The sequence below is a fragment of the Flavobacterium cucumis genome (assembly GCF_900148835.1).
Lineage (GTDB): Bacteria > Bacteroidota > Bacteroidia > Flavobacteriales > Flavobacteriaceae > Flavobacterium > Flavobacterium cucumis.
In genome coordinates this window covers 1-13,629 of record NZ_FRYK01000002.1, presented here as the reverse complement: position 1 = coordinate 13,629, position 13,629 = coordinate 1, and the positions used below count along the sequence as shown (strand labels likewise).

The following is a 13,629-nucleotide window of genomic DNA, read 5'->3' as shown; positions in this document are numbered from 1 at the left end:
CATATTAAGTATGATAAACTGGTCGGGTTTTTTGTTGTACTTTATGAAATTGTACCACACAATATTTTCAAAACCATGTTTGGTATTAGCAACCATTTTTATTCTCGAAACATTTGGATCAATAGCTGGCATAATTAATTAAGTTTAGCGTGTAACTTTGATTGAATTTTAAATGTAATCTCTGATAGTTTTTCTAAATGGCTTGGGTGGTTTTTAGCAACAAAATTGTAAAGTGTTTCAATATCCATTCTACCTTTCAAGAATTGTGTAACCTTGTTTTCAACTTCTTTACTGCTGTTAATAGTTGCTTTTCTAGTTGCAACCCTTTTTTCTAGTTTGCGCTTTTCAACTTCTCTATTTTGTTGATACTTCAAATGTTTGCTCCATGCTTTTTTAGTGTAAGCAAAACCAACCTCTTTTCGTTCGGTTCTAGTGAGGTCGAAGTAATCTGCTGGGAAAAGTGGTTTAAAATCGTGTGATACAAACCATTTTCGAGCGTGGTTAATTCTCCAGCGGTATTCTTGCAACATTTCTACAACGATATGTTTGTTAAAAGTTGTTGTTCCAAGAGCTTTAAACCAATCTAACATCATGGTATTAATGGTTTTCTTCCAAACACCTGTGTAAACATTTTTACCACGCCAAATTTTGGCCGACGATTTAATGAAATCCTGAATTACCATTTCTTTAAAATCATCTTTCGTCATGGTTCCATGATACGCTTCTTTGACTAAAACCCGAATGTCAATAGGAGTGAAGTCATTATATAGACCAAGTGCAAGGTTTTCAGCCAGTTCTTGTGGGTGTTGGATTAAATCAGTTAGTTTATCTGATAAAGTTTTCTCTTTTTCTGAAACTTTAACATTTTCGGCGCGCCCCCCCTTAGTTAAATCTTTTACTTTGCTTCGGGTGTTCTTGTAAAAAACAATTGAAAGACCAGCCGAAGGCGTTCCTAAACCAAGAGAATTGTTTTCAACATTCTCTTTTATTTTATTCTTATCTTTTATTGTTCTAGTATCTTCATTGTTATCAGGAAACTTTTTCCCTTTTTGGGGGTTAAGTGATTGATTTTCAATACAAACAATTTTTTGAGTTTTCAAGTCAAAAACGTGTAAAATAGATTCGTTAATTTGCATTTTAACGCCTTTTTTATGCCCTTGAAATTCATATTCTTGTAATACTCCAGCCTGCTGTAACCTATTTCGGTGGTTTCTAATAGTTCTTTTTGTAGCATCGATACTTTTTACACCATTACGCTCAAAACTCGCTATTTCGTGGCTATTAATCTCTACTGATGGAATAGGAGATTCAAAGGCAATATTAAATTTTGAATGTATTGAAGCTCTTTTGCTCAATTGCATTTGGTAGGCGTGTAGCATCTGCATAAAAAACAACTCTGTTGCATATTTTACCGTTTGAATTTTACGAAGCTCTACGATGTTTCCGTATTCGTTGTTAAATTCAGTAGCAAGTTGGTTGTACTGGATTTCGTCTGAAATTTTAAAGTGCTTAGATATGAAAAGCCTAGAAAATTCTTTTTGAACAGGAGTAAGGTTTTTACGGTTTTCCAGCACTTCTGAATTATGCTTTTCAATTTGCTTGTTTTGTTCTTGTATGGTTGCATTATAGGTTGCAACATGAATACGATAAGCATCCATTGTCATAGCCATTGTTTCATTGGTTATAACTGGATGAATAGACTTTAAACCGTTTTCGTTTTCTGATTGTTGCTTTTTTTCTATATTTGTTGCAACATTTGGTTTAATAACTGGAAATAATCCATTTATTAAACTATCAGAAACATTTTGATTACTAATTATTCTCATAGCTCATTTTTTTGAGTGTAACCCCTCTGCAAGGCGGAAGAACTTTCCTAGGGCTAAACCGCCTTTGCTTTGGGTAAAAATTGCAAGTTTACTTGCTTCGGGTGTGAAAGAAAAAGGAATCGAACCTTTTACGAGAACCGTTCTTTCTTGTTCAGCTTTAAAATTCTATTGTTGCAACTTTGCCTTTGTTTGTAAACCTTTACAACAACACCATTAACTATAAAGTTGTAGCACTTTTTATCTATTCTTTGAATTGTAACCAGTATTCCTTTTTGGTCTAACTCATTCAAAACTTTTCTGTATTTTGCAATTCCTCTGCTCATTTCTTTTTAAAATAAGTTGCCAATAATCTTTCGGTTACACTTTCAATTGTCCATGCCTCTAACTCTTTACTTTTTTTGGATGCTTTTTTAGTTGCAACTTTTTGTTGTCCTAATTCAGTATTAATACACAACTGCAATTCTTTCATTTCCTCATCGGAAAGAAAGATTTTAGCATTGTTGAATATTGATAATACTTTAGGACTCATTTTTTTTTAACTTACAGTTGAACTATACATTATTTCTTCTATAGTTTTTACGGTTTTGCTTAAGTAATCAATACCTGCATTTGAAAGATATTTTTCAAAGTTTAGTAAGATGTATGTGAATTGATTAAAGGCTTGAAATCCTTCCATGTTGTTTAATGCTTCTGCAAGAATTTTAGGGAATGTATCTCTACAATGTAATCCAATGAAAATAAAATAATCAGGAGAAACGATTTGTAAATATTCTTCTGCATTTTGAAGCACTTCTGTTTGAATATTTAGTAAATCGGATAACGAATTTGCATTATGCAAGAGATTGTTAAGTTCTACGTTTGAATACATAAGTTGCAATTTTTAGTTGTAACACTACAAAAAAGCAAAGGACTTTTTTTGTTTTGTAGTGTTATGATAATCATATCAAGCTGGGTAAGAACGTAGTTGCCTTTGCTTTTATATAATTGGCACAGTAATTGGAATGTTCTAGTTAGTGATATGATTGCAACCGTTTCTTGTAAACGGTTGCAATTTTTTTTATATTCGCCAATTAGATTATTTCCGTTTTGTAGTGCGAAATAACTTTTTGATGAAGCAAATATTGGTAAATTATTTGAATTTTGAGTATAAAAATCGAATTATAAGGTATAAAAATCGGATAATTACTCTTAAATTATTGATTATCAGTATATTGATAACTATACTATTTTTTTATGAAAAATTTTATTTCAATAAATATTTCTTATTTAGTTAATAAAACAAGGCTTTCCAAAGATGAGTTTGGTGAGATGTTTAATTTAGGCAAAGGTTCTATTGGTAATTATATTCTTGAAAAAGCTATTCCAAAACTAGAAACAATTCAAAAGATTTGTTCTCATTTTGAAATTTCAATTGATGATTTTGTAAATAAAGATATTAGCAATTTGCCAAAGAAGTCTTTGAATGAAGAAGAACAAGAGAAACGAAATGAATACATAGAAAGAAACTATAGATTATTGAAGGAACAAAGTGATCTACAGGAAGAAATAATTGTCATGTTGAAAGATAAGTTGCAATTCACAGAAGAAAAATTGAAACAATGTGAACAGGATAAAAATATATCAAAGGTTATTAAGTAAATGGTACTGCTGGAACTAAATGCAATAATAATACTAAAAAAAATCTTACACCCTGAAAACTTACTGTTTTAAAAATCAGTTGTTTTCAGGGTTTGTTTTTTAAATTAATTTGTTAGATTTGTTAATAGATAATCATAAACCAAAAGCAATATGTATATTGACTATTCACTATGGGAAACATTTGAATATAGTTTAAACACATTACAACTAGATTTAAACAATCCACGATTGAAGTACAGAGGAGTAAATTTGAATCAAACTCAAATTATGGCTTTTTTAATAAAAAATGAAAAGGTTTATGAGTTAGCAAAAAAAATCTCTGAGGAAGGATATTTTGTAGGAGAAGAACCTATTATTTGTATTGAAAATAATAAGAAAGTTGTTTTAGAGGGAAATAGGAGAACGGCCGCTATGAAACTTTTACAAGACCCAAAAAAATATCTTTCAACTGCAAAAGCGAATACATTACTGCAGAATATTTTAGTTAATAATATCCCAGTAGATAAAAAACTAAAATGCTACATAGCTCCTAATAGATTATTAGCAAATCCAATTATCTATGAAAGACATAACGGAGCTTCACTTCAAAGATGGAAAACAGGAAATCAATATGCTTTTGTTGCAGAAATGTATTATGAAGATGGTTTAGGTATTGATGATATTTGCGATGTATTGAATGAAAGTAGACCAAGAATTTTAAAACCATTGAAAGCATATAATTTATTTTTTGAAGGTAAAGAAATATTAAGTCGTGAAGAAGGAATTGATATTGAAATATCAGAATTTGAGTTTACTAATCTTGAACGTTTTTATTCATTTGATAAAGCAAGAGAATTTTTAGGAATTGAATTTAATAATGAAAATGGAGAATTATTAATAAATATTCCTCGAAGTGAATTTGAATTGAGGCTGTTAGAAGTATTTAAACTCATTATAGATTCTGAAAGATTTTCAAGGGATTTTAATAAAGACGATGATAAAAATAGATTAGTTGATAAGTTATATTCTGATCCTAAATTTGATTTCAAAGTTGAAGCTGTAGCAAATGTTGAAAGTAAAACCGCTCAACAAAAAGCAGATTTGGAAGCCAAGAAAAATAATGTTACCAACAGAAAACAGAAGAAATCTAAGAAAAGTTTTTTTGAAAATAGAATTATACCAGGTGATAAAGAAATAATTTTTGACAATGATAAATTAGAAAATTTATTCTCGGAACTAAAGCATCTTCCTGTTGATAAAAAGTATTCATTTGCTGTCTTACTCAGAACTTATTTAGAACAATCTCTATATTTTTATCTTAGAGAAAATAATTTATTTGATTCTTTAACTATTAAAACAAATGAAGAAAATAACAAGAATAGCCAGAAAAAAATTCAATTATTAACAACTCATTTAAAAGGAAAATATAAAATTGATGAAGAAATAGATAGTGAGGCAATTACAAATATTCTTCGTTTTAATTCTAGTAAAGATTATTCAAACGCAAGTTTAGGAATCATGTTAGATTATGTAAAAAATAATGAATTGGATAATCATTTAGATACTAACAAACTTAAAAATCTAAAGCATTATATTGATAGAATAAAAGATGGTTTAGACTTGGCAGTTCATAATCTTGAAACTGTTATTGATTTTGAGCACAACAAGAGAGCTTGGATTCATTTAGAGCCTTTATTTGATATTTTAAGCAACAACATAAATAGAGAATAATTTAAAAAAGTTGTCTAAAAATTGGCCTATCATTTTTATTTTCATTTATTTTGTTTCATAAATAATTAATTATGTTTTATTCACCGCTTCGTTATCCAGGAGGAAAAAATAGGTTGGCCGCTTTTGTGGCCAAAATATGTTCTGATAATAGAATTAATGGTCACTACGTGGAACCCTATGCAGGCGGAGCTTCTGTTGCACTTTTTTTGCTTTTTGAGGGTTATGTAGATAAAATTACAATTAATGATAAAGACCGCTCTATTTATGCTTTTTGGCATTCTATTTTGAATAATTCAAGAGCATTATGTAAGCTTATTGATGAAACAGAACTAAATATTGAAAATTGGAGAATTCAAAAAGAGATTCAAAAAAATAAAGAAACAGCAACTCTTTTAGAACTTGGTTTTTCAACTTTATTTTTAAATAGAACTAATCGTTCAGGAATTATTAATGCTGGTGTAATTGGTGGAATTAATCAGCAGGGCAATTATAAAATGGATTGCCGATTTAACAAAGAAGATATTAAAGCAAAAATTAAGTTAATTGCAAAACATAGAAAAAAAATTAGATTATTTAATTTTGATGCAATTCAGTTGATTGATAGGGTAGAGCGTGAGGCAATTGATAACAACATAATTTTCTATTTTGACCCGCCATATTACTTAAAAGCTGATTCTTTATATCTTAATCATTACATTGGTTCTGACCATTTAGAAGTGGCCGAAAGAATTGCGAGAATTCAAAATATTCAATGGATAGTTTCTTATGATAATCACGAAGCAATTCGAAACTTATACAATGAATTTCCAAAGAAAGAATACACATTTAATCACTCAGCTTATAATTCAAGAGTTGGCCAAGAAATATTATTTTTTAGTCCGCAATTAACTCAGCCAAACCTCGATGAAACCTATAACCCTGTTAATTTCAAATTAGTAAAGTCGGCCAACAATAAGGAAATTATTTATCAATAGACAACTCTCCTTTTTCTTAGTTTTAACTTTTTATAAATAAATATAAATCTGAATACGATTTAATAAAATTACGTTCTTACAACCATTGAAAACATCAACAAAACCGTATGGTTGCAATTAAGTATAAAATTGTGGTTCCGAAGGTCGCGGGTTCGAGACCCGTCTTTCACCCTTTAAATTAGAAAGCCCTGAAATTTCAGGGCTTTTTTTATTTATTAAAGGTATTTCTAAAGTACAAAAAAGCCCTGAATTTCTTCAAGGCCTCTTCGTTTTCATAGCAAATGTTTCCCACGTAATTATATCGCTAACTTTACAGTTAAATCGAAATCGTCATAAATTGTTTTATCTCCTAAATCAGAGAAGAAACTTCCTGAACCATATTTGATATCATATTTGGTTCTATCTACTTTTAAAGTAGTTGTAGCCGTATTACCAGCAACAGTTAAATCAAATTTAATTGACTCCGTTTTTCCTTTAATTGTTAAATCAGCAGTTACTGCATACACTCCGTTTCCTTTTTCACCTATAGATTTGAAAACTAAAGTAGCCGTTGGAAATTTTTCTACACCAAAAAAATCATCTGATTTTAAATGACCATCTAAGTTTGCTTTTCCTTTACCGTCTAAATCTGTAGTATTGATTGTAGTCATGTCAACTGTGAAGTTTCCACCTACAACTTTTTTTCCTTTGAAAATTAATGCTCCTTCTTTTAAAGCAATTGTTCCTTCATGAGCACCTGTTACTTTTTTTCCAACCCAATTGATAGTACTTTTAGAAACGTCAACTTTTTTTGCTGTTTGTGCAGTTGAAGCAAATGAAACTAAAGCTACAAATGCTAGAGCGATTGATTTTAAATTTTTCATGTGTTTAATTGTTTTTAAATGTTAAATGATTGTATTAAATAGTAATAAATAATTCTTCTATTGGCTTTCTAACTTTTGCATAGTGTTGTGTTGCGTCTTCTTCATGACGGTACCCAACGGTTGCAACTAATGAAGCATTTAAACCTATTTCGTTTAGTCCTAAAATTTCATTGTATTTTTCTGGTTCAAAACCTTCCATTGGTGTAACATCAATTTTTAATTCAGCAGCTGCATTCATTAAATTTGCTAAAGCTAAATAGGTTTGTTTCGAAGTCCAAACGGATTTTTTATCCACAGGAAGTGGAACAATTTTAGATTTCATGAAATCAGAATATCCCTTTAAATCTTCTAATGTTAAACCTCTCGTGTTGGCAATGTTTTGTACATAATCCTCAATGTGTTCGTCTTGTACATCAACAATGTTAGCAAATACAAATAAATGAGATGCTTCTACAATTTGTGATTGTCCCCAAGAAACAGGTTGTAACTTAGCTCTTATTTCTGGGTTTTCAATGATGAATACTTTATATAATTGTAAACCATAGGAAGACGTACTCAATTGAATAGCTTTTTTTAAGATTTCTAAATCTGAAGCGGAAACTTTTTTTGTAGCATCAAATTTTTTGGTGGCATAACGCCATTTTTGATTTTCTATAAATTGACTCATAGCAATTATTTTGATTTTAATTTCTAAATTTTTCTAGCAATTCGTTTAGTACTTCTAATTCTGCAACCGTCAAATTTTTAGAAAATGAACGCTCGTGTGCTTCTACCAATGGATCCAATTGAAGTAGCAGTGATAAGCCCTTTTCTGTAATAGTAATTTCCATTTTTCTTCTATTGTCGGAACACACTTCTCTAAGAACCAATTCTTTTAATAATAATTTGTCTACTAAACGTGTGGTATTACTAGTTTTCGCAATCATGCGCTCTTGTATCATACACATATTAGCAGGTTTTCCTTTTTGGCCTCTTAATATACGCAACACGTTAAACTGTTCAGGAGATAGGTCAAATGGTTTCAATATCTCATTAAACTTTTCCGAAATGACATTTTGAGTATACATTACATTAAGTAATGTTTTCTTCTCCATTGCCATTGGGGTGTTTGGTTTTATGATGTCTTCTATTCTCATTTGAGGTTGTAAAATTTGTATGTACAAATGTAGTAATAATTTCATTTGTATGTACAAATGTTTGATAATTTTTTGTTAAATTTTTAAAAATGGATTTTAGATAGTACTTTTGAAAAAAAAGTAATGATGACAAACTTAGATCAAAACACATGGTGGAGCCAGTTTTTACAAGATGAAAACGGTGTAATAGTAGATGTTCGTACCGAGGATGAATTTAATGCAGGTTACATTCCAGGTGCAATTAATATTGACATATATAAAGGACAAGGTTTTATCTATAGAGTAGAGGAGTTAGATAAATCGAAAAACTATTATGTGTATTGCGCGGCTGGAGTACGAAGTGCCAACGCATGTAACGCCATGGAACAATTAGGTTTTGAAAATACGTTTAATTTACTAGGTGGTTTTTCTAATTGGGATGGACCAACAGAATAAAGAAATCCGCTGAAGAGCGGATTTTTTTTGGGATATAATGTATTGTTTTTGTAGACACTTTAAAATATAATCATGCCATTTCATCTCTTTTTAAAACGTTGAAAAAATTTATTAAGTATTTAAAAGTACATGCTCATTAAGCTTGTTAAAAATTATTTAGAGTTAATAAATAATCTCAATAGGAAATCGATTTATTTTGTGAAAGTTTTTACCTCTTGAAGAAACTGTGTTTGTTGATCAATAAAAACATTATGTGAACAATTGTCCAAGTACTTTAAATTTTCTTTTCCTAATAAATTTTGTAAATTAGTTACTTGTTCAACTGAGTATAAACCATCATCTTTACCATAAATTCCGTAAATATTAACTTTCTGATTTAAAAGTGATTTTAAATTTGGAGTTAAATCAATTGTTGTATACTTTTCATTTTTCCAAAAGCCTTGTGGTGCTTCATAAGTCATTTTAGACGCGTATTCTAGCAGTAGTGGGTCTGATTTGAATCTTGAATAAATTTCTTTTGCTTCTGATGTCATATTTTTTGGAGTGTAAAAACCGTTCTGAATTGCATGTCCAAAACAATAGGAACTATACTCAATACTTTTTTTATTCATATTTTCAAGCATAGTAATATATTTTAAATTTACACTATCGTTTTTAGAGTGGTAAATTATTTTAGATTTCATAATAATATTATTAAAAGTTTCTTGTAAAGAAACAGGAGCTCCTACTAAAATTAATGTTTTCACTTTTTTAGTATAGGTTTCTGCATAAAGAGTTGCTACTATTCCCCCAAAACTATGCCCAATTAGCGTTGCGTTTTTTAGCTGATATTTTTCATAAATTGCGTTTAAATCTTCAAAAGTTTCCTTAAACGTGAAACTTGCTTTTTCATCTATACTTCTTCCTTCTCCTCGTCGGTCATAAATAATGACGAAAAAACCCTGATCTGCAAGTCTTTGGGCAGTTGTTGCTTCAAAATTTGCAGAATTATATCCCGGGCCTCCATGCAAAAAGATCATTGGTTTGTCTTTTCTATTTCCAAATGTTTTTGAATAAATGGTTTGACCGTTAACAAGTAATGTTGTTAATATTAAGAAGATGGTGCTTAAAATTTTAATCATTTTTTTATTCTTTAGAGCGATTTTATCCTATTCTTTGATTCAGTTTTAAAATTTGGAAAAATTTAATACTAGCAAAAAAGGTATATATCCCGATTACCAAATATAGTAAAAATGCTTTTGATAAAAATACAAAAGTAATGTATAAATGTTGTAAATGTATTCAGTAAATTGTTAGCAACTAGTTGTAGTTAAGTGATTTATTTTACTACATAAACCTTTCTAATGATTGCCAATATTTATCTTTGAAGATTTCGTATTCTATTTCTAATTCTGAGGAATAATTAGATATTATTTGTTCAAGTACTTTTGAAGGTTTTCTAAAATCTTTGCAAGCAAAATATATTTCTCGAACACCATCAGCTGTTTCTCTACCAATATTTAAATAACCATCAAAATCATTTAATTGAGACATTATTGTGTTTTCAATTTCATCAAGTAATAGATATGTTTTATCATCTGGAAAACCATTGCTCTCTTCACCATCATACTTTATTTCAATATTTATTATCCATGGATGAGATGCTTTTCAATCCCACTCTAGTAATGTTGAATTAACACAAATTTGTACGTTATGCGGATGATTTTAGTATCTATTGCAAAAGCCACAATCAAGCCAAGGCTACTAGAGTGGTAATTGAAAAGTTTCTGAGAAACAAACTCAAATTGACTATAAATGAAGAAAAGAGCGGTATTAGAAAACCAATCAACTTCACAACTTTGGGTTTTGGATTCGTACCCACGTATGAAAAACGAAGTAAAAATCAATACCAACTCATCGTATCGGAAAAAGCATGGAAGAAACTAAAAGAACGACTTAAAGCCATTACCCGAAAAACCACACCTGCCACCTTTGAAGAACGTATTTCCAAGATAAAAGAAGTGCAACGCGGATGGTTGAACTATTTTCAAGGCACGAGTATTTTAGGCAAATTACGCGATTTAGACGGATGGTTACGCAACCGACTGCGCTACTGCATTTGGCATCACTGGAAGAAACCCGAAAGGAAAAGGAAAACCTGATTCGATTGGGCGCCAGCCAAGACCACGCCTATGCTTGGAGCAGAATATGCAAAGGTGGTTGGGCAATTGCGCAAATGCTTTGCATTCACGAACACCCAAAAAAAAATAAAAACTTGTGAGTAAAGTCCTATTTTAGGCACCACCATTACTTTGCAACGCTTGAAGAAAAGAGGTTATGTTTCCTTAACCGAGTTACATTTACAACTTAACCCATCTCTTGGAGCCTGTCCCGTATTTTCGGGAAACCGCCGAGTACGTGACCTCCCGATAGCTATCGGGACTCGGTGGTGTTTGAAATAAGTGTTTATTTTTATAGGTATTTCAAGATATCGCTTCGCTAAGTTGAGAGGCGCACTCCGTCAGTTTCTGGCGGAGTCGTCTACTCGATTAGGTGCTGGCATTTTTACACGAATTTTATTGGATATTTCGTCTTTATCTGTCCTTTTGCAATCTTTTTAAGTTTGGATTCCATCAGCCTTCTGGTCAATGGTTTTAGATAGTCAAGATACAAAATTCCTTCTGTGTGGTCGTATTCGTGCTGTATCATTCTTGCGGTCGTTCCGCTAAATGTCTTTGTTTGAAAGTCAAAATCTTTGTTGTAATATTCTATACTAATCGTCCAAGGTCTTTTTACTTTTTGCGATAAATTTGGGATACTTAAACAGCCTTCTTCGTCTTCCCAAAGCTCTGCGGAACGTTCAATGATTTTTGCGTTGATAAAAGTTTCCATTATTCCTTTGTCGTCTTTGTCAAAATAGATTTCCCTGTCCGCTTCGTCAAGATTTTCAAAAGTTGTTTTACTGTCCACTACAAAAAGTCTTATCGGAAGTCCGATTTGTGGCGAAGCCAATCCGCAACCATTGGCGTTTTTCATTGTTTCCCACATATCGGCTATTAGCTTGTCCAACTCGGGATAATTCTTTTCGATGTCGTTGCACTTTTGTTTTAAAATGCTGTGTCCGTATGCTAAAATAGGTCGTTTCATTCCTTTGCTTTTTATCGCAAAGTTCTAAAGAATGAACAAGGTTGGCAATGAACCTATGTTAAGTAATCTGTCTGCGAATACGGCTCAAGCCCTGTGGCGTTATTCCGATGTAGGAAGCCACATATTTTAGCGGAATGAATTTTAAAATGTCGGGCTGTTCGCTGAACAGTCTTAAATAACGCTCTTTCGCATTGTATTTAAGCAAGGATAGTTCACGTTTGCTTTTAGCCAAAAACAATTTTTCGGAAGCGAAGCGTCCTAAATAATTCCCAACTTTGGTCTGGGCATACACTTTTTGTAAATCGTCAAAGGAAATTTGCCAAACAACGGTTTCCGTCAATGCCTGTAATTCGTATTCGGACGGTGTTTGCGTGAGAAAAGAGTCGTAAGCACAGGTAAATTCTTTGTCGAAACTGAAATTAAAAGTCAGTTCGTTTTCATCATCGGGAATGTAAAACCGAACGATGCCCGTTTCAACGAATGAAAGGTAATTTTCCGTTTCGCCCTGCCGTGTGATGATTTGGTTTTTGGCAAACACTTTTCTGTCAAAATGTGAAGCTATAAATTCCCATTCCGATTCTTGTAGCTTTACGATTCTTTCATAGTATTCTCTTATGTGTCCCATTTTTGACGGTTTTTGTCCTGCTTGCACCTAACGTCAGACTGTGAAAAAACTCACAATCTCTCAAACAAATATAGTAAAAAACTTGTAAGAAAAATGAGAAAGTTGTATTTTTATACATGCAACACATCCGAGGAATTTCCCGTCATCAGCTACAAATGAGTTGTTTAGGAGATAAGATTACAGCTGATAATCTTGGCGATAGCCAAAATTCAAGTTCCTATAAAACTAATTTTATAGGTAAGAGTATTAATGCCTAAAAGTGAAGGAAAACACACTAAAAAACCAATGAATACACTTCAAAAAAAAGAGGAAACTAAATCCTCTTCTAAATCTTTATCAAATCATATCGAAATCCCCATAGTGTATAGACAGTAATCGGTTCCGTTCAACAGGAGTTTCATTGTTGGCTTTGCAAGCCCAACGAAACTCTAGCTATTGTATGCAGTTATTATTATTTAATTCTTTCAGCAATAAATTCTTCAGCAATTATGTAGCTTTGGTTTAAGAAAAAGTCATTTGGACTAACATCTTCATTGCCAAATATTAAAACTTTTGCTTTTGGTTTGTCTGCATAACCTTTGTCATCTCCAATAATTTCATTTTTTACAATAAAACTTAATTTATGTTTTTCGCAAACTTGTTTTATTGATTTTTCTAAAGATTTAGGGATACTAATTATTCTGTGCGAATACAATCTGAATTGTTCTTCACTATTCCAAAAATATTCATTTACTGTAATCCAATTTCCAGTTTCTTTTTCTAAAGCATTACTAATTTCGCCAATAAATTCATTAAGATTTTCAGGTTTTCCTTTGATTTCGCATTCTAGTTCACTTTCGTGGAATTTAAATAACAAAGGATGATTATCTAGAATTTTTAACTTTACGTAAGGCAACATAAGTTCGTAAAAAAAGCCATTAAAACTTTCTGTATTTCGGCAAGTTAATTTCCATTCTTCGTATTCAATTGGAACGTCGTAACTAATTTGATTAATTGACAAAATCATTTCTAAAGTATTATTAGAAGGATTATAACTGTACGATTCAAGTTTTAAATCAGAATCTTGATAAAATTCTGTTGTGTTAGTTCTGTCAATTAGTTTTTGAATCATTTTCGTTTAGTTTTCGTAGTATTTTCGGTGTCTCGCGGTATAATTGCATACAACGGTAGGCGGCTAGTAGCAGTGCCTTTAGCTATTAGATCACTAAAATAGTAATTATTTTCAGATAATTACTGCCGATTAAAAAATAAACTAAAGCAGGCATTGCTACTAGCCGCCAGTTGGGTGTAGTTACT

The 13,629-nt window shown here is 31.2% G+C and carries 16 protein-coding genes and 1 pseudogene; 6 read left to right on the top strand and 11 right to left on the bottom strand.

The window, feature by feature from the left end; genetic code table 11:
- Positions 1 to 134: 134 nt before the first annotated feature.
- From BUE95_RS05955 to BUE95_RS05945, 3 genes are all read right to left on the bottom strand, one after another.
- On the bottom strand, positions 135 to 1,826 hold the full coding sequence (locus tag BUE95_RS05955; RefSeq protein WP_073582508.1) for a hypothetical protein: 1,692 nt from the start codon (positions 1,824 to 1,826) through the stop codon (positions 135 to 137).
- Positions 1,827 to 2,145: 319 nt separating this feature from the next.
- Positions 2,146 to 2,355 (bottom strand): hypothetical protein, encoded by a 210-nt coding sequence (locus BUE95_RS05950; RefSeq protein WP_073582506.1) that lies wholly within the window; start codon positions 2,353 to 2,355, stop codon positions 2,146 to 2,148.
- Positions 2,356 to 2,361: 6 nt separating this feature from the next.
- Positions 2,362 to 2,694 (bottom strand): hypothetical protein, encoded by a 333-nt coding sequence (locus BUE95_RS05945; RefSeq protein ID WP_073582504.1) that lies wholly within the window; start codon positions 2,692 to 2,694, stop codon positions 2,362 to 2,364.
- Between the two features lie 365 nt (positions 2,695 to 3,059).
- Here BUE95_RS05945 and BUE95_RS05940 point away from each other — a divergent pair, with 365 nt between their 5' ends.
- The 3 genes from BUE95_RS05940 to BUE95_RS05930 all read left to right on the top strand — a co-directional run bounded on the left by BUE95_RS05940 (position 3,060) and on the right by BUE95_RS05930 (position 6,148).
- Positions 3,060 to 3,464, top strand: a complete 405-nt coding sequence (locus BUE95_RS05940; protein ID WP_073582502.1) for a helix-turn-helix domain-containing protein — start codon at positions 3,060 to 3,062, stop codon at positions 3,462 to 3,464.
- Between the two features lie 228 nt (positions 3,465 to 3,692).
- On the top strand, positions 3,693 to 5,174 hold the full coding sequence (locus BUE95_RS05935) for a ParB N-terminal domain-containing protein (RefSeq protein ID WP_234977630.1): 1,482 nt from the start codon (positions 3,693 to 3,695) through the stop codon (positions 5,172 to 5,174).
- Between the two features lie 71 nt (positions 5,175 to 5,245).
- On the top strand, positions 5,246 to 6,148 hold the full coding sequence (locus BUE95_RS05930; RefSeq protein WP_073582498.1) for a DNA adenine methylase: 903 nt from the start codon (positions 5,246 to 5,248) through the stop codon (positions 6,146 to 6,148).
- Between the two features lie 296 nt (positions 6,149 to 6,444).
- On the opposite strand, the gene BUE95_RS05925 is transcribed toward BUE95_RS05930, so the two are convergent.
- The 3 genes from BUE95_RS05925 to BUE95_RS05915 are packed head-to-tail and all read right to left on the bottom strand — an operon-like array spanning position 6,445 to position 8,147.
- Positions 6,445 to 7,011 carry a YceI family protein gene (locus BUE95_RS05925; RefSeq protein ID WP_073582496.1) on the bottom strand — a complete coding sequence of 189 codons (567 nt, stop codon included), beginning with the start codon at positions 7,009 to 7,011 and terminating at the stop codon, positions 6,445 to 6,447.
- A gap of 34 nt (positions 7,012 to 7,045) precedes the next feature.
- Positions 7,046 to 7,678: an NAD(P)H-dependent oxidoreductase gene (locus tag BUE95_RS05920; protein ID WP_073582494.1), complete on the bottom strand. Its 633-nt coding sequence runs from the start codon at positions 7,676 to 7,678 to the stop codon at positions 7,046 to 7,048.
- A 16-nt stretch (positions 7,679 to 7,694) separates the two neighbouring features.
- On the bottom strand, positions 7,695 to 8,147 hold the full coding sequence (locus BUE95_RS05915) for a MarR family winged helix-turn-helix transcriptional regulator (RefSeq protein ID WP_073583492.1): 453 nt from the start codon (positions 8,145 to 8,147) through the stop codon (positions 7,695 to 7,697).
- 126 nt (positions 8,148 to 8,273) lie between these two features.
- Between BUE95_RS05915 and BUE95_RS05910 the strand changes: the two genes are divergently transcribed.
- On the top strand, positions 8,274 to 8,582 hold the full coding sequence (locus BUE95_RS05910) for a rhodanese-like domain-containing protein (RefSeq protein ID WP_073582492.1): 309 nt from the start codon (positions 8,274 to 8,276) through the stop codon (positions 8,580 to 8,582).
- Positions 8,583 to 8,773: 191 nt separating this feature from the next.
- Here the strand turns inward: BUE95_RS05910 and BUE95_RS05905 are convergent, their stop codons facing one another.
- Both BUE95_RS05905 and BUE95_RS13490 read right to left on the bottom strand, forming a co-directional pair.
- Positions 8,774 to 9,703: an alpha/beta hydrolase gene (locus BUE95_RS05905; protein WP_073582490.1), complete on the bottom strand. Its 930-nt coding sequence runs from the start codon at positions 9,701 to 9,703 to the stop codon at positions 8,774 to 8,776.
- A 205-nt stretch (positions 9,704 to 9,908) separates the two neighbouring features.
- Positions 9,909 to 10,202, bottom strand: coding sequence for a DUF695 domain-containing protein (locus tag BUE95_RS13490; protein ID WP_394333987.1), 294 nt, complete (start codon positions 10,200 to 10,202; stop codon positions 9,909 to 9,911).
- 71 nt (positions 10,203 to 10,273) lie between these two features.
- Here BUE95_RS13490 and BUE95_RS13865 point away from each other — a divergent pair.
- Positions 10,274 to 10,417, top strand: a pseudogene (locus BUE95_RS13865) (group II intron reverse transcriptase/maturase); the annotation flags it as partial.
- Positions 10,418 to 10,420: 3 nt separating this feature from the next.
- On the top strand, positions 10,421 to 10,723 hold the full coding sequence (locus tag BUE95_RS13795; RefSeq protein ID WP_262494366.1) for a group II intron maturase-specific domain-containing protein: 303 nt from the start codon (positions 10,421 to 10,423) through the stop codon (positions 10,721 to 10,723).
- Between the two features lie 403 nt (positions 10,724 to 11,126).
- Here the strand turns inward: BUE95_RS13795 and def are convergent, their stop codons facing one another.
- From def to BUE95_RS05880, 3 genes are all read right to left on the bottom strand, one after another.
- A complete protein-coding gene (gene def, locus BUE95_RS05890) occupies positions 11,127 to 11,708 on the bottom strand; it encodes a peptide deformylase (RefSeq protein ID WP_073582486.1) in 582 nt (193 codons plus the stop codon).
- 58 nt (positions 11,709 to 11,766) lie between these two features.
- On the bottom strand, positions 11,767 to 12,333 hold the full coding sequence (locus tag BUE95_RS05885; RefSeq protein WP_073583490.1) for a Crp/Fnr family transcriptional regulator: 567 nt from the start codon (positions 12,331 to 12,333) through the stop codon (positions 11,767 to 11,769).
- A gap of 451 nt (positions 12,334 to 12,784) precedes the next feature.
- On the bottom strand, positions 12,785 to 13,444 hold the full coding sequence (locus BUE95_RS05880; RefSeq protein WP_073582484.1) for a hypothetical protein: 660 nt from the start codon (positions 13,442 to 13,444) through the stop codon (positions 12,785 to 12,787).
- Positions 13,445 to 13,629: the final 185 nt, after the last annotated feature.

What these genes read in the sequence shown, in the direction of transcription:
- BUE95_RS05925 (WP_073582496.1), bottom strand. Translation starts at nt 7,011, where the DNA reads ATGAAAAATTTAAAATCAATCGCTCTAGCATTTGTAGCTTTAGTTTCA.
- BUE95_RS05955 (WP_073582508.1), bottom strand. Translation starts at nt 1,826, where the DNA reads ATGAGAATAATTAGTAATCAAAATGTTTCTGATAGTTTAATAAATGGA.
- BUE95_RS05880 (WP_073582484.1), bottom strand. Translation starts at nt 13,444, where the DNA reads ATGATTCAAAAACTAATTGACAGAACTAACACAACAGAATTTTATCAA.
- BUE95_RS05940 (WP_073582502.1), top strand. Translation starts at nt 3,060, where the DNA reads ATGAAAAATTTTATTTCAATAAATATTTCTTATTTAGTTAATAAAACA.
- BUE95_RS05945 (WP_073582504.1), bottom strand. Translation starts at nt 2,694, where the DNA reads ATGTATTCAAACGTAGAACTTAACAATCTCTTGCATAATGCAAATTCG.
- BUE95_RS05930 (WP_073582498.1), top strand. Translation starts at nt 5,246, where the DNA reads ATGTTTTATTCACCGCTTCGTTATCCAGGAGGAAAAAATAGGTTGGCC.
- BUE95_RS05915 (WP_073583492.1), bottom strand. Translation starts at nt 8,147, where the DNA reads ATGAGAATAGAAGACATCATAAAACCAAACACCCCAATGGCAATGGAG.
- BUE95_RS05950 (WP_073582506.1), bottom strand. Translation starts at nt 2,355, where the DNA reads ATGAGTCCTAAAGTATTATCAATATTCAACAATGCTAAAATCTTTCTT.
- BUE95_RS05910 (WP_073582492.1), top strand. Translation starts at nt 8,274, where the DNA reads ATGACAAACTTAGATCAAAACACATGGTGGAGCCAGTTTTTACAAGAT.
- BUE95_RS05885 (WP_073583490.1), bottom strand. Translation starts at nt 12,333, where the DNA reads ATGGGACACATAAGAGAATACTATGAAAGAATCGTAAAGCTACAAGAA.
- def (WP_073582486.1), bottom strand. Translation starts at nt 11,708, where the DNA reads ATGAAACGACCTATTTTAGCATACGGACACAGCATTTTAAAACAAAAG.
- BUE95_RS05905 (WP_073582490.1), bottom strand. Translation starts at nt 9,703, where the DNA reads ATGATTAAAATTTTAAGCACCATCTTCTTAATATTAACAACATTACTT.
- BUE95_RS05920 (WP_073582494.1), bottom strand. Translation starts at nt 7,678, where the DNA reads ATGAGTCAATTTATAGAAAATCAAAAATGGCGTTATGCCACCAAAAAA.